Here is a 19577-nt window from a genome sequence, read left to right as displayed (position 1 = left end):
GGGTGGGGCCCTGACGGCCAGAAGTCTGGCCGCAGCGGCCCTCGTTCCGGTGCAAGGGGCGGCATCGTGCATCGCCGGCCCATGCAGAACGAGCGTGTACTTGCCCGACGGTCCCTCACGGCCGCAAAGTGGTCCACCACACTGTGCCCCGAACTCGGAGGACTCGCATGACGTCCCGACGCCCGTTCCCAACGCTGCTGACAATCACCGCATTCCTGCTCACCAGCCCCTTGCTCGCCTCTGCAGACGAGGCAGTGCAGAGGGAAAAATACATCGCGTGCCTGAACATGGAGCTGACGCAAATGAATAAGGAGTTCAGGATCAGCGAGGCGGATTTGAAGAAGCTCACGGTGATTGTGGACAAGGAGATCAACAAAGAACCTCACAGAAAGACCACGCCCGCGGAACAGAGGAAGACTGCCGAGAATATCATGGCTCAAGCCAAGAAAGACATTCCGGACGTGCCAGCAGAGACGGTCAGCAAGATGATGAAGGCGCTCACTCAGAAGGGGAAGCATTGCTCTCTCTCGGCGCCAGAGTGAGCGTCCCCTGCTTCCGTGGCGCTCCCTGAGGTATCCCCTCATTCAACGGTCGCTCGATACATGCACACACAGTCCGTCCAGTCCAGCGCGATGACAGCCTCCGTACGCTCCGCCAGCACGAACGGCACCCAGGCCCCATAGCGCTTCACCGGCTCATCGAGGTGGAGGGCGGACAGGTGGGCGGCGGCGAGCGACGCGTCCCTCGCTCCGAGCGAAGGTGAGCAGCAGCCGCTGCCGTCCCCCGAAAGCCTTCAGCCTCACGCTGTAGTCGTCCACCCCGCAGTCCTCCATCAACCTCACCAGCGTCTGCCGATCATGCAGGTACGCCTGATGTGTGAGGCCAGAGACCTCCATCCTCACGCGCCTCGTCCGGCGGTCGATCCGCACAGCGCTGGCCTCTCTGTACGTCGCGAGGTCCAGGAAAGCGCTTCCTCCAGACTCGAGAACGCGGAGCATGCTCCGGATCGCCAGGCGCTGATCCTTCCGGGTGGTCAGCTCATTGAACGCGGCCCAGAGACAGTAGATCCCACCGAAGGAGCCGCTGGGATAGGGCAGCTCCCGCATGTCACCCACGTCGAAGGCCGGGCTCGCACGCTGCTCTCTCGCGTACGCTCTGGCCGCGCCTATCAGGTTCGGTGAGATGTCGATTCCGGTGACCTGGTACCCGCGACTCGCCAGGGGCACGGCGAGACGGCCGTAGCCACACCCCACATCCAGCCAGCGCTTCTCCTTCTGGAGGAGGGGCTCCAGATCCTGGAGGACCCACCGCGTCTTCTCATCGCTTGTCCTGCCAGCGAGCGCGCTCGCTCCCAGGGCCGCATAGAACGTCCTCGACGTCTGTCCTGAATCCATTGTGTCGTCGAGCTCTGCAACGATGACGCCACGGTCGGCCAGCTCACCGTTGCTCCGCCTTCCAGCTCGTGACGACCTGAGGTCGCGTCCCGCGTGACGCACCTGCGTCTCCGTTGGACGCCATCACGGGCGGCCGGAGACTCCAGCGGCTCGCGAACGTGTCCCTGGGGGTCGCGGCAGCAGGCGCCGCCGCATCCGGCCTCTTCTTCCTCCTCGACGCGAAAGAAGCCCCCGTCACCGTCCCCCCGCCGCGGGAGGCGTCAGCGTCCAGGGACGCTTCTGACGCTCGCAGGGGCTCAGCGAGACGCCGCGATTTGCGAGGGGCTCACTCCCAGCACCCGGCGCATGACGCGGGCCATGTGGCTCGGGTGCGAGAAGCCCGCCTCCAACGCGATGTCCGTCATGCTCCTTCCGCCTTCGAGCAGGCGGAGCCGCGCACGCTCCACGCGCCGACCGAGGACGAAGCGGTGGACCGGCATTCCCGTGGCGTGTCTGAACAGCGGCTTGAAGTGGGACAGGCTGAACCCCGCCACCTTCGCGAGCTCGGCGAGCGTGAGGTCCTCATCGAGATGCGCCTCGATGTACTCGAGCACGTGGCGCAGCCGCCATGCCGGCAGGGCACGGCCTGGCTTCGACGTCGAGGCACCCCTGCGCGACTGCAGCGCGAGCAGGCGCGCGGCCAGTGCGGAGGCGAGGCTGTCCGCGAACAACCGGCCGCCCGGATACGCGTCATGCTCTTCGGACTGCATCATCCAGCCAATGCGCTCGACCTGAGCATCTCGAATGTGAATCGAAGGCGCGAGCTCGGCACCGCCCGAGCCCAGGCCCATCGCCTCCGCGGCGTCCAGCAGGAGCGAGGGTGTCAGCCGCAGCAGCAGCGACCGCGCGGGCTTCGTCAGTGTCCACCGGGTGCTCGAGCGCGCGGGCACGACGCAGAACTGGCCATGGAGCCGCACCCCCTGCCGCTCGTGGCGGCCCGCGCGGTAGGAGACCGGGACGGGCTCGCCCAGATGGAGGCAGAGCACATGACGGTCATCCACCGGTGAATTGAACAACCCGGAGGGAACCGGAGAGGTGAGCACGTCGAGGAGCGGCAACCGCTCTGGACCGACGCTCGCCAACAGCGCGGCTGGAGGGCCCGGGTAGCACGTCGGCCTGTCGGTCATCGCCCAAGCCTTCTATGCGGCCCGGTTTCATGCAAGCGCCGGGAATCATCCGTCCGTGCTCGCCACCGGCCGTCTGTGTGCGCGCGTCGGCGGCGACGGTGCGAGCTTCCTCGCATGCAGCCCCCGTCGTCTGGAGATCCGCAATGAAACGCAGACAGTTCTTGCAGTGGACCGGCCTCACCTTCGCCGCCGGTGCCGTCGGCGCGTGTGCGCCGCGCGTGGACACCGGTCGCGCGGGCTCGCCGCAGCCGACGGACGCGGAGGCGTTTCGCGCGGCACGGCGCTTCGCCCACCTGCCGTTCGGCGACATCGCCTATGTCGAACGAGGCTCGGGCGAGGCCGCGCTGTTCCTGCATGGCGCTCCGCTCAACGGCTTTCAATGGCGTGGCGCCATCGCCCGGCTGTCCCCATACCGGCGCTGCGTCGTCCCCGACTTCATGGGCCTCGGATACTCGCGGGTCCCCGAGCACCAATCGCTGGCGGCCAGCGCACAGGCCGACATGCTCGCGGCCCTGCTTGACGCACTCGCCATCTCCACTGTCGACATCGTCGCCAGTGACAGCGGCGGGATGACGGCGCAACTGTTCATGGTCCGTCATCCCGAGCGGGTGCGGACGTTGCTGCTGACCGACTGCGACACCGAGCCCAACAGCCCTCCGCCCAAGGTCAAGCCGGCCATCGAGATGGCGCGCGCCGGAACACTCGCGGACGCCACCGCCCAGTGGTTGACCGACAAGGCGTTGGCGCGCTCGACGTTCGGCGCGGCTGTCTTCCGGGAGCCCAGCCGTTTCGCGGATGAGACCATCGAGTACTACGCGGCGCCGCTCGTGAGCTCACCTCTGCGCAGGGCGCAGTACCACGCGTTCCACCTCTCGCTGGAGCCCAACCCGCTGGCGGGCATCGAAGCGGAGCTGAAGCGCAGCAGGACTCCGGTGCGCATGGTCTGGGGCGCGAGCGACGACATCTTCCCGCCAGCGGACGCCCACTACCTCGACCGCACGCTTCCCCATTCCCAGGGCATCCGCTTCGTGCCCGGAGCGAAGCTGTTCTTTCCCGAGGAGTTTCCTGAAATCATCGCCGGGGAGGCGCAGCGCCTGTGGCGTGTTGCCTGACGCAAGCCTCGTCGAGCCCCATGAACCTGCCTGCTTCGAGTTCGCCCTTGCCCTGCTCTGCCTCACCGCCGGCTGCGCGGCCCCACAGGCCGCCTGGAATACGACGGCCGTCAAGCCCATCGCCGTGGACTACACCTTCAACTTCACCGTCGACTGCAAGAGACAGCCCCTGTCTGTCTTCGTCGCGCGCCAGGCTTCCTTGCCCGCCGCGTCCGCAGCGCGAAGAGGGCACGCAGGAAGACGCCGAGCACCTCGGACAGCAGCCCCGCGTCTCTCAGCAGCACCCACCGCGCCCGGTGAGGAAACGACAGCACCGTTCGCAACACCGACCGCTACGCCATCGGCGCATCCATCAAGAAGTCCGAGTGAAGCTCGAACTCGCCGCGATGTGACGCGCCGCCGAGTGTGGCCTTGACTCGCGCATGACGCGGCGACCGAATCTTGGGTAGGCACAGGGCGTAAGGGGTGTCGTTGTCAGGTACCCCATCGGCGGTATTCTTACGGAATGCGCCTCCTTCATGAGTGGACCCGCCTGCTGTGGCTCTCCCTGCTGGTCTCCTCCAGCGCCTCCTTCGCCGCCCTTCCGACCTACCAGACGCTGAACCTCGAGGGCTGGACGGTGAAGGTCGACACCCGCCTGACGACCGGTAACAGGGCGGCAACGGAGAGGGCCATCACCCTGCTGACGGCCCAATTGAAAGACATCGTCCGCTTGGTTCCCGCGGGCCCCGTCGAGCAACTGCGCAAGGTGACACTGTGGATGTCACCCCAGTACGCCGGCTTTCCCCCGACGGCCGAGTTCCACTACCACTTGGCGTGGTTGCGTCAGCATGGCCGCAATCCAGCCATGGCGGAGAACGTCGAGATCTCCAACGTCCTCATCTACGAGTCGGAGGCGCGGCGGATGCCCCTGTTCATGTTGCATGAGCTCGCCCACGCCTATCACCACCGCGTCCTCGGGGGTGGCAACGCAGACATCCAGGCGGCCTTCACGCGGGCCTCCGCGAGCAAGACCTATGAGCGCGTCGAGCGCTTCCGCGGCCCCGGCGTTTCCAACTCCTTCGAGCGCGCCTATGCAATGGACAACGCGCACGAGTTCTTCGCGGAGGTGACCGAGGCCTTCTTCGGGCGCAATGACTACTACCCCTTCACCGGCGAGGACCTGGCCCGGCACGACCCGGCCACACTGGCCTTGCTCCAGAAGGTCTGGCAGACCCCCCAGACGCCGGCGCCGCTGCCACAGTCCGTGCCGCAGGTGCCCGAGACGGTGAGCTTCGACAGTCGGTGCTACTACCGGCTGACCACCCAGTGGCGGGGCGATGGCCTGTCCCTGGACATCATCAACGATGGGAAGAACAACACCCCCATCCTCGCCAAGACGGCCATGGTGCCGGGGCAGCTATGGAAGCTCCTCCCCGAGGCCAACGGCGCCCATCGGCTGGTGACGCAGTGGCGCGGCAAAGGACTGTCCCTGGCCCACACCGCCGGCAACCAGCCGTTGCTCGTCGACACGGCCGCCGCTCCGGAACAACTGTGGCGGGTGACGCCGGAGCTTGATGGCACCCTGCGCCTGACGAACCTGGCGCAGGACGCGAGCCTGTCGTTGGACATCCTCTACGACGGCAAGGCCAACATCACCCCCATCCTCGCCCGAACCAGGCACGTCTCCGGACAGCTCTGGAATGTGACGCTCGTGGCCCCCTGTCCTTAGAGCCTCTGGACAAGAGCGCCCCTTCGAGAGGTCCGTCCAGAGGGGGCAGGGGCGCGTCGTCGTTTGGCGGCGGCCACCTCCGAAGGCGGCGGCGGGTGCGATGCGCGCGGTGTGAATGAGCGCCGCGTCAGTCCAGCTCCGCCAGCGCCAGCTTCGCCTCCTCCAGGTAGAGAGGCACGACCTCCACAGCGAGCAGGTCCTCGAGGAGCTTCCGTGCGCCGGCCGTGTCTCCGGCCCGTGCGAGGTCCCGTGCCTTCATCTCCGTGAGCCCCAGCCGCAGGGAACCTTCACGGATTCGCGCGCGCACTTCGCGCAGCAGCGCAGTGGCGGTTGCCTCGTCGTGGACAGCCACCTGCGCGTCCGACTCGGTGATCGCGACCTGGTGCGCCGAGCGAAGCAGGAGTCCCCGTACGTCTGGGGTGAGCACCAACGCTTCTCCTGCCTCGACGCGAGCAGCCAACTCGCGCACCCACTCCCAGTCGATGTCCTCTGCCACGTTCAGGTGTCTCCCTGCTGGCGTCGGCACTTGTTCCGCGGCCACTCGCCCTTCTGCCCCTCGCAGTACCTGAAGCAATCGTAACAGTGCCCCAACCAGTCCTCTTCTTGGCACTTCACGTAGGTTTCCATGCACACCCGCTTCCACTCCGGCAGGCCCGGCTTGGCCAACTCCATGGCCACCCTGCCAGCGAAGAGGATTTCCGCCGCCTCCAGCTTCGTCGCGCTACAGCGCCGTCGGGTGCGTCTTCACGCAGCAACTCACCGTGGAGTCCTTGGGGGTGCACGGCGCCTGCGCCAGGGACACAGGTGCGTTGCTGGCCTGGGCGCGCGCCGTTCCGCTACGGCTCGTCGTCGCGAGGGCGAGCATGAGGACCACCCGCATGCCCCAGGAGGGGGTGTTCATGCAGGGCGGTCTATATGACTTTCGGCAGGTGGCGCATCCTCGTTGAGAGGGAGGCGCTGGGCCGCACGTGCAGGCCGGTCCCAAGGGCGACGTCTACGCGATGAAGGCGGGGAACTCGTCGCCCGGCTTCGGCACCAGCTCCAGCGCGTCCCCGGCCTTCGGGTTGAAGACGTCGCCCGGCAAGCCGATGAAGACGGGCAGCTCCGCCGTGGGTTCCACGGACGTCACCTCCGCCTCGGCGCCCGAGCCCTGGATGCGCACGCTGGCGCTGCGGTGGATCTCGTGAAGCCCGCGCTCCACCGCGCGAGATACAAGCTGCCGCCTTCCTCGTCCTCCGAACCCGGGCAAGCTCACTGGAAGAAGCCGCTGTAGGCCGGTGGCAGGTCCTTGAAGCCGAAGCGGTCCTCGACTCGCGAACGCCCAGCATCTCGTAGGGAACGTCGAGCTCGCGCATGACCCGGGTCACGGCTTCGATCTGGCCTTCGGCCCCCGTGACCTTCGGATTGCCGAACCACAGACAGCCCACGGTCTTGAGCAGCTCGACGAAGTATTGGGACTCCAGCTCCTTCCACAGGGGGATGGAGTCGAGGACCCGCTGTGAGAGCTCCTTCTCGTTGTATTGGATGCGGAACTGGCGCTTGGCGCCTCCCGAGGCACCCTTGTCGTTGAAATAGTCGAAGCGCTCGAGGACGAGCACCTTGCTGCCTTGGCGGGCTGCGTAGTGGGCGGCTGCCAGACCGATGGAACCGCCACCGATGACGATGACGTCAAGCGAGTTGATCAGCGGGAACCAGCTGGCTACCAGCGCCCCCGACGTGACGGACGCCACCGCCAGCCACAGCCGCACCGCCGACCGCGAGTCGTGGAGCTCGTGCAGCACCGCCCGATCCGTGGCGTCTGGCAGCGTGGCCTCGTCGCACCGGGGACACGGGCGTCCACGCAGCGCCGTGCCTCCGGGCAGCCTCTCCGCGCAGCGGCGGCACCTGCCGGACAGCAGCAGCGCCAGCTCATGCTCCTCGCTGGCCGCCACGGTGGGGGAACTCATCATGCGTGTGCTCTGGGTGGGAGACACTCGCTGATTACCAGAGTGGCCCCAGCCCTGACAGTCACGCAGGGCTCCCACGCGCCTGCTTCAGAGACGGAGCAGGCGCGTGGTTCGCACGACTACTTCTCCTGAACGACCTTGTTGTTCATGCCGGTGCGGCTGATCTTCGGCTTCGACTTGCCGTGGCCGCGCTTCCAGGTGACGGAGTTGGACATCCCCGTCACGTCGATGGCGCTGGTGGCCTCCACCTTCACCTGAAGTAGGTCCCCCGTTCGAGATCGGCCAGGAGCCCGGGCTGTCGCGGACTCCATCCCAACTGCTCCTGCGTGCGCGTGCCCGATGCGGGAACGTCGAACGCGAAGAATCGTCCAAGCCAGGCGAAATGACTGGCTGCCTGCTCGGCAGGCTTCGAGACGACCGGCATGTTCAAGCGCCGGCCAATGACGTCCGCGATGTCCCGGGTGGGCACGCCCTCCTCGGCGACGCCGTGGAACCTGGCTCCCGCCAGACCCTTCTCGAGCGCCAGCCGGTAGAGCCGCGCGGCATCGAGCCTGTGCACGGCGGGCCACCGGTTGCGCCCCTCGCCCAGGTACGCCGAGACGCCTTTCTCGCGTGCGGTGCGAATGAGGGCCGGGACGAATCCCTGATCGCCGTCCCCGTGGACCGACGGCGGGAGGCGCACCACGGACACGCGCACGCCGCGCGATGCCAGCGAGAGCGCCGCACCCTCCGACGCGATGCGGTGCGCACCGACCGAGCCCGGATCGGGCAGGTCCTCTTCCGTTCCGATGCGGCCCTGCCCGAGGAGCCCGATCGCGGAGGTGACGACGAAGGGGCGGCCCGAGCCGGCGAGCACGGCGCCGACCGCCTCGATCGCGAGCCTGTCGGTTTCGGCGGCAGCGGTCATTTTGGAGAAGTCGTGGATGAAGGCCGTGTGGATGACGCCCTCCGAGCCCGCCGCGCCGCGCCGCAGGCTGTCGACATCGTCGAGCGCACCCCGATGCACTTCGGCACCGGCGGCGGCAAGCGACCGGGCGGCCGCATCCGAGCGCGCCAGGCCGAGCACCTGATGGCCCGCGCCAATGAGTTCCTGAACGACCGCGGCTCCGATGAAGCCCGTAGCGCCTGTGACGAAGACACGCATGGATGGGTCCTTGCTCCGAGAAGCCGCACTGTCGCGGCTCCTATCGCAGGATGAAGTACGGCCTTGTCGAGGCTTCCGCACGTGCATACTCGGCAACCTGAGCATGAAGAAAAGGAGGTCTCGTGGGAGTCGACAGGCATTCGCTCGATGGGCTCGGCGTCCTCGGCGCGGTCGTGGAGGCGGGGAGCTTCGTTCGCGCGGGGGAGGCGCTCGGCCTGACGCAATCGGCGGTCAGTCGTGCCGTCGCGCGCCTCGAGGAGCGGATCGGCGTGCGCCTCTTCCGCCGCACCGCCCGCTCCATTTCGCTGACCGATGAAGGGCGTCTGTTCTACGAATCCGTCGCGCCGCACCTCGCCGCCATCGTGGACGCGACGACCGAGGCGGGCGGCGCCTCGACCCGGGTTCGCGGACGTCTGCGCGTGAACGTGGACGGGGGCATCGGGCCCATGGTGCTGATGCCTCGCCTGCAACCCTTCCTCGCGCAACACCCCGACCTCGATGTGGAGTTCGCGGTCCGTGACCGGATGGGGGACCTGGTCCGCGAGGGCTTCGACGTCAGCGTCCGCTTCGGTGTCCCGGAACCGTCGGCCTTGAAGTCCCGCCTGCTCATGCGCACGCGCGTCGTCACCTGCGCATCCCCCGCGTACCTCGCGCGCCACGGCATGCCGAGGCATCCGCGCGACATCGAGAAGCATCAGTGCGTGCTGATGCGAGACCCGTCCACGGGAACCCACTTCGGATGGGATTTCGTGCGCGGCAAGAAGGTCGTGCCCGTGAACGTGTCGGGACAGCTCATGGTGAACGAAGGCGGCTCGGTGCTCGCGGCGTGTCTCGGGGGGCAGGGAATCGCGCAGCTGCTCGAGCTCTACACGCAGGAATTCCTGGCCGCCGGACAACTCGTTCAAGTGCTCCCGGAGTGGGCCGAGGAGACGTATCCCCTCTACGCGTACCACCACTCCGCACGGCTCCAGTCCGCCAAGGTCCGCGCCTTCCTGGACTTCGTCGTCGCGCTCACCCGCGAGCCCCTGCCCATCCCCGCGATGACACGCGCTCAAACCCGCCGACCGCCCTGACACGCGTCCGGGCCTCCAGGGCCGGGACCGCGAGCCGGCTCAGGCCGCGCGAGCCCGTGCGAGCCGCCAGAGCAGGGGCATGAGCAGGCCGGCGATGGCGGCCTTGATCAACCCGCCGGGGACGAAGGGAAAAAAGCCCTTCTGGAAGGCCGTGGCGAAGTCGAGCGAGGCCGCCACGCGGAGCCAGGACACGCCGATCGCGCCCCGTAGCGCCTTCATCTACGGGGAGCTGGGGCAGCGCATCCCCCAAGGCGGGCGGCAGCTATGTCTACCTGCGCGATGCCTTTGGCCCTCTGCCCGCGTTCCTCAATGCATGGGGCTTGATGCTCATGATTGCCACTGGGGCGCTCAAGCAGAATGTCTTCACCGTGCTCAAGCTGCTGGCGCTCGCGGTGCTTGTGGGGGTGGCTTCGTGGCCGAGGAGAGGGTCGATCCCGAGCGCAACCTGCCTCGCGCCCTGTTGCTGGGCGTCATCGGCGTGGTGACGGTACTCGGAGACGGCGAGTGCGGCCGACGTGAGGCGGCGTCTGGACGTTGATTGAACGGTCCGCATCGGTGACCCAAGCGAGATAAGCAGGCTAGGCTTGAAAAGCCTGTTTATGCCTCCAGGGAGCCCCATGCATCGCAGAGCCCGTCCAGTGAGCTTCATCCAACGCCTCATCTCAACCCCCATGATGATGCTGTGGGGCCTCGTCGTCCTGACCGCCTGCGGAGGCATGGAGCCAGAGGGCTCCGGGAGCCCCGCCGATGTGGTCCAGGAAGCGCAGGCCCTTGCACCGGCCAACGTGCAGGCCTTCTACGCGGAGTCTCGCTGGGGGACCCGCTTCGGCGTCACGGGCCCCTACTACGGCCCCTTGGGCCACCGGGGGCTCGACCTCTATGCGAGCGCGGGCCAGGCCATCCCCGCGCTCCGCTCGGGCGTCGTCCGCCGCGTCCAGTACTCCTCCATCGTGGGACACACCCTCGCCGTGGAGTCCGCGCCGGGCGACTTCTCCGGGTACGCCCACGTCATCCGGACTCGCTTCGCGGTGGGCGACTCCGTCCAACAGGGCGACATCATCGCGTACGTGGCGGGCTCTGGAGATGCCCATGGCTCGGCGTGGACCGGGCCCCATCTCCACATGACCCGCGGCACCACGAACAACTGCGCCTTCGGAGAGAACGTCAGCGACCCCGCGCCGCTCATCCGCAACGTGCTCGGCACCGGCAGCGGCGGAGGCACCGGCAGCGGCGGAGGTTCCGGGGGAATCCAGATCAGCATCGACGAAGGGAAGATCCTCCAGCGCGTGGCCCAGCGCGGCGGCTACACGGGCGCGGTGGACGGCGTGCCCGGGGTCAACACGTGGAAGGGCATCCAGACGGTCCTTGGCGGCAAGGGCTTCTACTCCGGCCCCATCGACGGCGTTCCGGGTGAGAACACCTGGAAGGGACTCCAGCGGCTCGCGCAGCTCGGCGGGTACACGGGCCCCGTGGATGGCTTCCCGGGGCAGTACACCTACGCGGGGCTCAACACCTGGCTGGGCCAGGACCCCGGGACGCCTCCCCCGTCCGGGATGAGCGGCGTGTATGGGATTGATGTCGGCACGACGCAGCGGGACCTGGACTTCAATGCCATCCGCAGCGCCGGCTACCAGTTCGCGATCGTCAAGGCCGGCGGTTCCAATGTGTCACCCCTCTACGTCGCGCCCTACTACGCCCAGCAGGTCGCGCGGGCCCGCGCGGCCGGACTCCTCGTGGGGCACTACTGGATGGCGGGCTCGTACAACCCCGCCGGTGACGCCCAGTACTTCGCGGACCATCTGTATGACCACCGCCCCGGCGACCTGCTCGTGCTCGACAACGAGGCCATCGACGACGGCATCTTCTGGAACGACTCCATGACCGCGAGCTTCATGCAGGCGGTCAAGACGCGGCTGGGCAAGGCTCCCTTCCTGTACACGTACTCGAGCCTGCTCAAGGCCAACACGTGGCCCCAGACGCAGGCCGTGGGCTCGAAGCTCTGGATTGCCCACTACACGGGCACGCCGGGCAACCCGTCCGTGGGGACGGCCTGGCCCACGTGGGAGATCCACCAGTACACGTCGTCCGGTAACCAGAACGGGATTCCGCTCGACCTGAACGTCGCGAAGCTGTCCGCGTTCGCCGGACTGGCCCAGCCCCCGCTGGGCGCGACTCCGCCTCCGCCGACGGCCATCCCCGGCGGGAGCGCTGGCGGCGGAGGATCCCCCGTCATCACCGTCCAACAGGGGATCCTCCTGCAGACGCTGGCGCGCCGGGGCGGCTACACCGGCCCCCTCGATGGCGTTCCGGGGGCCCAGACCTGGACGGGCGTCCAGAAGGCCCTGCGTGAGCTGGGGTATTACGCGGGACCCGTTGACGGCGCCCCGGGCCTCAACACCTACAAGGGATTGCAGTTGCTGGCCCAGGACGGTGGCTACTCGGGCCCCATCGATGGCATCCCCGGGCCCAACACCTACAACGGCATCCAGGCGTACCTGGATGGGTCCTCCGGCCCCGTGCCGTCCGTCACCCAGGCCCAGGGCATGACGCTGCAACGGATTGCCAGCGCGGGCGGTTATACCGGCGCGGTGGATGGCGTCCCCGGCACGAACACGTGGAAGGGCGTCCAGCAGGTCCTCGGTGGCTATGCCTATTCAGGGCCCGTGGATGGCGTCATGGGCAAACAGTCGTACGCGGCGCTCCAGCGCTTCGCCGCGAAGGGCGGCTACACGGGCCCCCTCGACGGAGTCATGGGTACCCAGTCCTGGGTGGGCGTGCAGACCGTGCTACGGGGCTTCGGCTACACGGGCCCCCTCGACGGTGTCATGGGCACCCAGTCGTACGCGGCGCTCCAGCGGGTGGCGCGCCTGGGCGGGTACATGGGCCCCTCCGATGGAGTGATGGGCGCGAACTCGTGGCGCGGCCTCCAGACCTTCCTGAGCGGCGCCGGGTACACGGGCCCCATCGACGGAGCCCCCGGAACGAACACCTACAAGGTGCTCCAATCCCTGGCGAACCGGGGCGGCTACGCCGGGCCCATCGACGGCATCCCTGGCCCCAACACGTACGCGGGCCTGGCGAACCTCCTGGACTGACGCCGAGCCCCCTGCCCCGCGCGAATGACCATCGCGGCCATCCTTCGAGGGACTCGAGCCCGGCGCGGGCGGTGACGGACGCCACCGCCCGCGCCGGTCCTTCTGGGACTACTGGACGGTGTACGACACCGTGCCGTTGCAGCTCCCGCTGGAGTAGCAGCCGGCGCGGATCTGGTAGGTGCCCGCCGTCGTGGCCGTGAAGCTCGCGTAGGACAGCGTGCCGCAGGCGTCGTCGTTCGAGGCCACCTGGGTGGTGCCGTTGTACAGGCGCAGGTACGTGTCACCCGTGCCGGAGGAGCCCGGCACCGTGCAGGTGCCGAACTTGAGGGTCTTCCCGGCGGCCAGGGTGACGTTGTGGTTGACGGTGTTCTGGTTGGCGCTGTTGGTGTTGGTGGCGGTGAAGGTGAACGTCACCGGCGTCGGGGGCGGCGGGTAGCCCGCGCACAGGCGCGTGCTGGTCGCCACCGCGCAGTACTCGTCAATGGCCGGCCGCACGTAGGTGATGTCCTCGCCGCGGCAGCCCGTCTCCGTGCAGGTGTTGACGATGCTGCAGCTCCCGTTGGTCTTGTAGTCGGTCTCGCCGCGCACCAGGATGCCGGCCACCGTGTAGCCGCTGTTCTCGTACACGCCCGAGCCCGAGTTGCCGCCGAACGTGTCCGTGGTGGCCACGAAGTAGTCCAGCGTGCCCGAGCGCGCGTCACGCACCGCGCCGCCCGAGTCGATCTTGAAGGGAATGCCGCTGCCCGAGCCGATGACCGTCACGTTGGTGCCCACGGCCAGCGCGGCGTTGCCCGCGCGAATGGGGGCGGGCGTGAAGCGCGGGGTGGCCGGCCGGTCCAGCCGGACGATGGCGAAGTCCAGGTTGCGCCCGCCCACCGTGGCCTGCTGACGCGCGACAATCGCCTGGCAGGAGAAGATGTCCGCGGTCGTCACCGTCTGCATGGCGCCGGCGGCGGTGCGGTAGAAGTTGAAGACGAAGCGCGTGCTGCTGCAGGCCGACGCGCTGGTGATGCAGTGGCCCGCCGTGAGCACCAGGTTGTCGTCGATGAGCGTGCCGGAGCAGAAGGCCGGGGTCAGGTCGTCCAGGAAGCGCTCGGAGGTGCAGAGGTTGTACGCGGAGCGCAGCGTGGACGCGTTGAAGGTGACGTTGTTGGGGTTGGTCGTGTTGAAGTCCGACGGGCTCATCAGCGCGACGGTGGACTGCTGAGCGCGGGCGCGCAGCGTGGCGTCCGCGTGCGCGTACACGTCCGTGCGGTTGTCGGTCCCGTAGACGACGGGCTGCTTCTCCGTGCCCATGGGAGTGTTGGCGGTGGGCTCAGCCTCCGGGGCCGGGCCGCAGGCCGCGAGGGAAAAGGTACACAGCAGCGTTCCGAGCAGCGTCCTACGGCCGGAAGTCCGGGGGATTCGCATGTGCTGAACACTCCTTGAGGGTGATGACCGCCCGTCAGGGGGCGAGCAGTGGACCGCATGCTCGCGCCAACCATGCACTCTCCGCAACATGTCCTTAACGCGGAGTCACCGTGGTCCCGGGAGTCCCTTCAGAACACGAGGGGAAAGAAACACGCGTTGAAGGTAAGGGGATGCACAATTCCTGCGGGAATGAACCCTGTTTCCATTCCCGGCAACGGCGCGCCGCCACAAGAGGAGGCAGGCCATCACAGTGCCGGGGTGGAGAGCGAGAAGAACGCCAGCCCCACCACGAGTTCCAGCACGACGCGGAGGGGCCGGACGACATGCCCGCGCACGTGCGCACGGTGCTGACGCAGGTGTCCCTGCGCGTGCCGGTGAAGGACGGCGCGGCGGACCTGGGCACGTGGCAGGGCGTCTACCTCTGGGAGCACCGCACGTCGCCGCACCGCCGGCGCGTCACGGTGTCAGTGCTGGGCGGCTAGAGGTCGGATGTGCCTGACGGCCAGCGAGGTGATGATGGAGGTTTCGACATCCCCTTTGAGAGTAGCGACGTACTCCATACGGGGTTCCCGTTGCGAAGGGCGATAGGTGAGCGCCGGGTTTCCGCTCCTGCTCTCCAGGAGCCAACCCCCAAGCCTCCAATACCCGGTGGGGTCCAAGTGAGGCTCGGCTGGAACTGGCAGCGCCTCAATGATTTCCCGGGAGAGGGGGGACGGAATCTCCCCTGCCTTCATGGCTTGAAGATGCTTGAGAAGAGACGCGTAAGCAGCACGCGCGAAGGCCCGGCTCGGTCTCAAGGGGCCATGCTCTGAATCAAGCGGTGTGATCTGCATGTCCGGCGAACTGGGAGTGCTCATCACCGACGCTTCCTGTCGTTCACAGGGAACGGCCAGGGTGACCAAAAGGATCAGCAATCCGTAGTGCATCACTTCAATTCACCCTCGCGATCACCGTGTCAGAGGAGCATAGGACCGATAGACGCCCTTTGTGCGGTCCCGCTCGTGAGCGGACGGACAAGAGCGCCGCTTCGAGAGGTCCGTCCAGAGGGGGCGGGGCCCTGACTGCCAGAAGTCTGGCTGCGGCGGCCCTCGTGCCCGGTGCAAGAGGCGGCACGTCCACTCCACCAACTCGCCGCTCAGCAGGAGGGCTCCCATTCAGCCTATACTTCATCGCGGCGATAGCGTGCCGCACCTCGGACCCTCCCCTCCAACCAGCGGGTAACAGATGATGAACATAGGCCGCCCTGTCCTGTGCATTGCCCTCCTGTCACTGCTGTGCAACTGCCATGTCGTGCCAGACATCGTGCGATGGGATAGGAACGTTCATCTCGAAAAGACGCGAGGCATTGTCTTGAACTACAAGCAAGTGCCCGCCGAGCTTTATTCGAAACCGTTCAGGATCGAATTCAGCAAGTATCTCCAGCAGATGTCCAATGGACAGGTGGAGGTGGACGCGGTCAATACCTACACCGTCGGCGACTACAAGACGACGAACCGATGCCACCCCCAGAATGAATACTCAAATTTCATCACGCCCAATTGCCTCTTCGCCAACGCCTGGTTTGGCGTCTATCTAATCTTCGATGATGCACCGGGACGTGGTCGCGCGTTCATCCTGAAGAGCCCGCAAGGTGCTCCGGACGACCTGGATAATTTCAATCCAGAGGCCATTCGGCGGATTCCCGAACTGGATCAAAAGCTGATTGTCTATTCGAGCCACGAAGGCCAGAAGGACTATTCCTGGAGCGACTTCGAGAGGGACTTCTACTTTAGAGCCATTGAGCAGCCAGAGCCCCAGCAAGTGACCGACCCGCATGACCGGAAATGGCTGAAGCAGACGGGAGCCTACACGACCATTGCCGCGCTGACGGACACCCAGAAGACACACATGGGGACTTTCTCCTCGATCCGAGCCTACACGGGCCTCCCCACCCAACAAGTCTATGAGACAGTCAGTCCCTGGTATCCCATCACGATCCGGGGCTCGGTTCTCACCCGCTACTTCGAATGTCCCCGGAGCCGTTTTTGGGCGCTGGTGTACTACAATGGAAGCTCCTTTTCCTCGAAGACAGGAGACATCGTCAACCATGCGGACAATCCTGAACTCTGGCAGGAATTCCAACAAATGTTCGATGCATTGGAATTAAGATGCCAGTAGCCCAAGCGCGCAGCGCACGCAGAATCGATGGTCCCGGATGCGGCCGGCCTATAGCCCTATCTGGAGCAGGAGGATGAGCCGCGAGAAGGAGTCCGTGCCCTCCCGCAGCGCTGGATAGTGGTCCCAGCTGAGCGCGGCTCCCAACGGACCGAAATGCAGGTCCGCGAGGAGCCGCAGGCCAGGCCTGGCTTCGGGGAGCACCTGCACCGGCACACCCAGGCCGAGCCCGAGGCTCGGGATGATGGCGACCTGGGGCGTCGCATACTGCGTGAGGGGCGTGAAGACGAGCTGCTCGCGAAAATCCGTCTCCACCGAGAGCGAATGCAGGAAGGACTCGGGCGCGGCGAGCTGGTAGCCGAGCCGTACCATGAAGCGGGAATCGTCCCCGAGCCGCGCGCCCAGGCCCAGCTGCACGCCGCCCGGAGTCCACCACGGCGTGGGCTTCGTCAGCGTGACGTTGAGCCACTCGGGCGCGCTTGCCGCCGTGAGGCTCCGCTCCGCCACCACATGCTCGCCCTCGTGCCGAAGCCGCCAGCCCGTGGCCACCGGCAGCGTGCGCGCGGATGCGTCCGGGCTGCTGCCCACCTCCCACGCGGAAGGGACTCGCACCGTGACGTGGAGTTCGGGGTTGCCCGCCCAGGTCCGGATGGGCCCCAGCAGATAGTCGATGTCCCAGTGTGTGGCCCGCGCCGGTCCGGGGACAGCCGTGCGTGGCGCGCCTGGACCGCGGGCCACACGTACCCCGAGGGCAGGAAGCGCCGCTCAAGCTGCATCAGGCCGCGCACCAATAGCTCCCCTTCCCGCCCGGGCGGAAGCGTGAGGGTGAAGCCGAAGCGCTCCACCGGGGAATGCGCGAGCCTTCCGAATGCATCCTCCGGTGACGCCGGCGCGGATGCGGCCTCTCCTGAGCCTGACGTGGGGCCCCTCGAGTCCGCCTGGCCCTCTGTCACCGGGAGAGGCGCCTCGTCGAATCGCACGCTCACCTCGCTCGTACGGAGTCCCAGGAAGGCGGCATCGATGACTTCTGCCTCGGTGGTCCCGTTGCGCAGCCGGTAGCGCGCCTCGAAGCGGCAGACCGCCTCGTGCTCCGCCTCCGCGCAATCGAAGTCCAGCTTCTCGCTGAGCACCTCCGAGCGCGTGCGCGCGGTACCTGGTGACAGGGTGAAGGCCGCCGGCGTACGCGTGGAGGCGGCCACATTGGCGGCGGCGGGCAATGCAGCGAGGAGACAAACGATGGACGCAAGGCGGACCGCCATGTCCGCCATTGTCGCTCAAATCCAAGGCCCGGCAGTAGCGTGGACCTGCCCGAGTGCTGGGCCCATGAAGCGGTACGCCGTCGCGAGGCCCGCATCCCCGCCGATGTCCCCATCACGGCGCCAGACCTCGCGTCGTACCTCGTCCTCTTCTACGACGGAGATCCGGCGGCGGGCGGGCGGCTCATCGCCTCGCGCCAGCTCCACGGCCTGCCAGCGGGAACCGCCCCTTTTCGCGAAGCGACGGCCGGGCCCCGAGGGGGCGCGCCCGCCATGGGCGCGCTACGTCGCCGGGTGCCCGGCGTCGGCGTGGCGGTGGATGAGCTTCCATTCACCGTCCATGCGCGGAGCCCCCTCCCCTCGAAGAGCGGGGACTAGGGATTGATGTAGTTGGTGACGCCCCGGAGCTGGTCGATGGTGCTGCCGGAGCGGGTCTGGAGGGAGGTCACGACATAGGCGGTGTGTGTCGTGTCATTGAAGTTGATGCCACCCGTGCCGCCGACCGTGCCGGAGACGGTCTGGACGACTCCGGTGTTGCGCCAGTTGACGATGCCGGAGCAGTAGAGGCCCAGCCTGTCCAACCGGGCGGCGCTGCGGCCGTGGAAGCCCACCACCGCCTGTCCCACCGGGCAATGGACCGAATAGGCATACCCACCCGTGCCCCCCGCGGTCCCCGTGTTGTACTGGGAGCCCAGGCTCCCATCCGTGTTGAGCACGGCGCAGGTGAGCCCGACCTGGTCGACCAGGTCGGCGGCCCGCCCGAAGATGCCCACGGCGACATAGCCCGACGCGCAGGAGATGGAGCCCGCGGTACCTCCCGTCCCGCCATGAGCGCCCAGGCTCCAGGTGGTGCTGGAGATGGAGATCCCCGACTCGACCTGCCCCAGGCCGGTTTCATCGAGACCTTCCGCCTCCATCTCCATTCCACCGCACGCGGGCAGGACCGCGAGGCAAAGCGCGGACAGCGATACCAGCCGGATCGTCTTCTTCATGGTTTTCCCCCTCTAGGGTCCGCGCCTGGCACAGGGCGGAGCTCGTCGAGTGGAACAGCAATAACACTGGTTTACTTCTATTTCAAATATTCCCCGTATTTGAAACGCGTCTGAATCGTTTGCATGGGAGGCGGTGTGCCAGGCGTTATTTGCGCTGCGCGGGTGGGCTTCGTCACGCGCGGTGGGGGCTGATGTGCTCCCTGAAGGCCTCCGGGCGGGTCCCACCCGCTCGGGATAGGCTCGGAGGGACGCGGCCGGCGGTCATCACCGGGAAAGGCCCCCGCCGCGTTCCCGAGGGGGCCGTTCGATGAACGCGGTGCTGGCTGGCGTGTTGCTGCTGGGGGGAGCTGGCGCTGGGCGTGGCACTGGTGGGCTTCGCCTTCATCACCTTGACCTTCAGCAGCGAGGCCTACCGCCACAGCGCCACGCCGCTCCAGCAGGTCCTGAACCTGGTGGGGCTCGCCTTCGCGGTCCTGCCCAGCCTCGTCGTCCTCTGGGGCGGCTGGCGGCGCTTCCTGTCGGAGCGCCCCTGGGAAGGCGTGCCCCTGGGCCTGGGGCTTCCCCGGATGGCACTGGCCCTGGGGGCGGGCCTGTTCTTGAGGAAGCCTTCAGCCCGCTTGCGCTTCAATGGGCGTGCAGGCCCTCTGCTGAGGAGCCGCCGCACGCGCTGGTGGTGGTCGGCGACGGCAGCTTGCTCTCGACGCGCGAGGAGGGGTGGAAAGAGGCGAAGGTTGCCGTCGTCGCACGCGCCGAGGACTTCGCCGACGAGAAGGGCCGCACGCGCGTCACGCAGGCGAGGTACGTGGCCGAGTTGCCCAGGAGGACTTCCGCGCCGCCCTCACCGCTGCGTCGAGAGTGCCCACAAGCACGTGCTGCAGGTGCGCATGAAGCGCGCAGGCCAGCGGTGGAGCATGGAAGGTGCGCGCCAGATGGCGCGGCTGCGCGCCCTCTACCGCACGGCCGGGCCGGCACGCTTCCACTGGGCGCTGCGCAAGGGCCTCGAGGAGCCGCCCCGTCCCGAGCACCAGCCCGTCGCCCAGGCCCCCGCCGCGCTCAGCGGCGCTTCGTCCCCCGCCGCGGCAGCCCCCTCAACCGGGCTGCCGCCTCAAGCTGATCCTGCACCC

Annotated in this window: 20 protein-coding genes and 3 pseudogenes; 11 read left to right on the top strand and 12 right to left on the bottom strand. The window is 67.6% G+C overall.

All coding sequences use genetic code 11. The annotated features are described in order from the left end of the window. The first annotated feature begins 167 nt into the window (after nucleotides 1-167). Nucleotides 168-542, top strand: coding sequence for a hypothetical protein (locus D7V93_RS14700; protein WP_120644017.1), 375 nt, complete (start codon nucleotides 168-170; stop codon nucleotides 540-542). Between the two features lie 153 nt (nucleotides 543-695). Here the strand turns inward: D7V93_RS14700 and D7V93_RS14695 are convergent, their stop codons facing one another. Together D7V93_RS14695 and D7V93_RS14690 are read right to left on the bottom strand one after the other, a co-directional pair. Then, nucleotides 696-1496, bottom strand: a complete 801-nt coding sequence (locus D7V93_RS14695; RefSeq protein ID WP_147451180.1) for a class I SAM-dependent methyltransferase — start codon at nucleotides 1494-1496, stop codon at nucleotides 696-698. A gap of 194 nt (nucleotides 1497-1690) precedes the next feature. Beyond that, a complete protein-coding gene (locus D7V93_RS14690; protein WP_120644015.1) occupies nucleotides 1691-2560 on the bottom strand; it encodes a helix-turn-helix domain-containing protein in 870 nt (289 codons plus the stop codon). 143 nt (nucleotides 2561-2703) lie between these two features. On the opposite strand from D7V93_RS14690, the gene D7V93_RS14685 reads away from it, so the two are divergent. Then, on the top strand, nucleotides 2704-3672 hold the full coding sequence (locus D7V93_RS14685; protein WP_120644014.1) for an alpha/beta fold hydrolase: 969 nt from the start codon (nucleotides 2704-2706) through the stop codon (nucleotides 3670-3672). 505 nt (nucleotides 3673-4177) lie between these two features. Next, on the top strand, nucleotides 4178-5383 hold the full coding sequence (locus D7V93_RS14670; protein WP_158623746.1) for a M90 metallopeptidase family protein: 1206 nt from the start codon (nucleotides 4178-4180) through the stop codon (nucleotides 5381-5383). 127 nt (nucleotides 5384-5510) lie between these two features. Here the strand turns inward: D7V93_RS14670 and D7V93_RS14665 are convergent, their stop codons facing one another. The 4 genes and pseudogenes from D7V93_RS14665 to D7V93_RS14650 form a co-directional block, all read right to left on the bottom strand. Further along, complete coding sequence (locus D7V93_RS14665) at nucleotides 5511-5879, bottom strand: DUSAM domain-containing protein (RefSeq protein ID WP_120644010.1); 369 nt, start codon at nucleotides 5877-5879, stop codon at nucleotides 5511-5513. Between the two features lie 225 nt (nucleotides 5880-6104). Further along, nucleotides 6105-6284, bottom strand: coding sequence for a hypothetical protein (locus D7V93_RS46610; protein WP_244237318.1), 180 nt, complete (start codon nucleotides 6282-6284; stop codon nucleotides 6105-6107). Between the two features lie 93 nt (nucleotides 6285-6377). Continuing rightward, nucleotides 6378-6584, bottom strand: a complete 207-nt coding sequence (locus D7V93_RS14655) for a hypothetical protein (protein ID WP_120644009.1) — start codon at nucleotides 6582-6584, stop codon at nucleotides 6378-6380. A gap of 175 nt (nucleotides 6585-6759) precedes the next feature. Next, nucleotides 6760-7113: pseudogene (locus D7V93_RS14650) on the bottom strand (FAD-dependent oxidoreductase); the annotation flags it as partial. On the opposite strand from D7V93_RS14650, the gene D7V93_RS45845 reads away from it, so the two are divergent. Continuing rightward, nucleotides 7040-7363 carry a hypothetical protein gene (locus D7V93_RS45845; RefSeq protein ID WP_167509466.1) on the top strand — a complete coding sequence of 108 codons (324 nt, stop codon included), beginning with the start codon at nucleotides 7040-7042 and terminating at the stop codon, nucleotides 7361-7363. The pseudogene D7V93_RS14650 and the gene D7V93_RS45845 sit on opposite strands and share 74 nt — an antisense overlap. 85 nt (nucleotides 7364-7448) lie before the next feature. Here the strand turns inward: D7V93_RS45845 and D7V93_RS14645 are convergent, their stop codons facing one another. Then, on the bottom strand, nucleotides 7449-7583 hold the full coding sequence (locus D7V93_RS14645) for a DUF3060 domain-containing protein (RefSeq protein WP_158623745.1): 135 nt from the start codon (nucleotides 7581-7583) through the stop codon (nucleotides 7449-7451). Continuing rightward, on the bottom strand, nucleotides 7580-8473 hold the full coding sequence (locus tag D7V93_RS14640; protein ID WP_120644007.1) for an SDR family oxidoreductase: 894 nt from the start codon (nucleotides 8471-8473) through the stop codon (nucleotides 7580-7582). Before D7V93_RS14640 ends, D7V93_RS14645 begins: the two co-directional genes overlap by 4 nt. 122 nt (nucleotides 8474-8595) lie before the next feature. Here D7V93_RS14640 and D7V93_RS14635 point away from each other — a divergent pair, with 122 nt between their 5' ends. Continuing rightward, nucleotides 8596-9546: a LysR family transcriptional regulator gene (locus D7V93_RS14635; protein WP_120644006.1), complete on the top strand. Its 951-nt coding sequence runs from the start codon at nucleotides 8596-8598 to the stop codon at nucleotides 9544-9546. A 39-nt stretch (nucleotides 9547-9585) separates the two neighbouring features. On the opposite strand, the gene D7V93_RS14630 is transcribed toward D7V93_RS14635, so the two are convergent. Further along, nucleotides 9586-9738 carry a biotin transporter BioY gene (locus D7V93_RS14630; protein ID WP_244237317.1) on the bottom strand — a complete coding sequence of 51 codons (153 nt, stop codon included), beginning with the start codon at nucleotides 9736-9738 and terminating at the stop codon, nucleotides 9586-9588. A gap of 220 nt (nucleotides 9739-9958) precedes the next feature. Here D7V93_RS14630 and D7V93_RS47355 point away from each other — a divergent pair, with 220 nt between their 5' ends. Both D7V93_RS47355 and D7V93_RS14620 read left to right on the top strand, forming a co-directional pair. Further along, complete coding sequence (locus tag D7V93_RS47355) at nucleotides 9959-10084, top strand: APC family permease (RefSeq protein WP_208723026.1); 126 nt, start codon at nucleotides 9959-9961, stop codon at nucleotides 10082-10084. Nucleotides 10085-10184: 100 nt separating this feature from the next. Beyond that, nucleotides 10185-12641 carry a GH25 family lysozyme gene (locus D7V93_RS14620; protein WP_244237316.1) on the top strand — a complete coding sequence of 819 codons (2457 nt, stop codon included), beginning with the start codon at nucleotides 10185-10187 and terminating at the stop codon, nucleotides 12639-12641. A 108-nt stretch (nucleotides 12642-12749) separates the two neighbouring features. Here D7V93_RS14620 and D7V93_RS14615 read toward each other — a convergent pair whose 3' ends face one another. Further along, nucleotides 12750-14051 (bottom strand): serine protease, encoded by a 1302-nt coding sequence (locus D7V93_RS14615; protein ID WP_120644004.1) that lies wholly within the window; start codon nucleotides 14049-14051, stop codon nucleotides 12750-12752. A gap of 293 nt (nucleotides 14052-14344) precedes the next feature. On the opposite strand from D7V93_RS14615, the pseudogene D7V93_RS47590 reads away from it, so the two are divergent. After that, nucleotides 14345-14533 (top strand): annotated as a pseudogene (locus D7V93_RS47590) (YjbQ family protein); the annotation flags it as partial. Nucleotides 14534-15401: 868 nt separating this feature from the next. Next, nucleotides 15402-16208, top strand: coding sequence for a hypothetical protein (locus D7V93_RS14605; RefSeq protein ID WP_147451178.1), 807 nt, complete (start codon nucleotides 15402-15404; stop codon nucleotides 16206-16208). Nucleotides 16209-16256: 48 nt separating this feature from the next. Here the strand turns inward: D7V93_RS14605 and D7V93_RS46605 are convergent, their stop codons facing one another. After that, nucleotides 16257-16943 (bottom strand): OTU domain-containing protein, encoded by a 687-nt coding sequence (locus D7V93_RS46605; RefSeq protein ID WP_244237315.1) that lies wholly within the window; start codon nucleotides 16941-16943, stop codon nucleotides 16257-16259. A 560-nt stretch (nucleotides 16944-17503) separates the two neighbouring features. On the opposite strand from D7V93_RS46605, the gene D7V93_RS14595 reads away from it, so the two are divergent. Next, nucleotides 17504-17839 (top strand): hypothetical protein, encoded by a 336-nt coding sequence (locus tag D7V93_RS14595; RefSeq protein WP_120644002.1) that lies wholly within the window; start codon nucleotides 17504-17506, stop codon nucleotides 17837-17839. Here the strand turns inward: D7V93_RS14595 and D7V93_RS14590 are convergent. Continuing rightward, entirely contained in the window at nucleotides 17836-18453 is a 618-nt protein-coding gene (locus D7V93_RS14590) for a hypothetical protein (RefSeq protein WP_120644001.1), read from the bottom strand. The two genes, D7V93_RS14595 and D7V93_RS14590, sit on opposite strands and share 4 nt — an antisense overlap. An 884-nt stretch (nucleotides 18454-19337) precedes the next feature. Between D7V93_RS14590 and D7V93_RS46110 the strand changes: the two are divergent. Then, nucleotides 19338-19577 (top strand): annotated as a pseudogene (locus D7V93_RS46110) (hypothetical protein); the annotation flags it as partial.

Source organism: Corallococcus llansteffanensis, from assembly GCF_003612055.1.
Classification (GTDB): domain Bacteria; phylum Myxococcota; class Myxococcia; order Myxococcales; family Myxococcaceae; genus Corallococcus; species Corallococcus llansteffanensis.
Note: the sequence above shows the minus strand (reverse complement) of the source record. Positions and strands in the feature narration are given on the sequence as shown.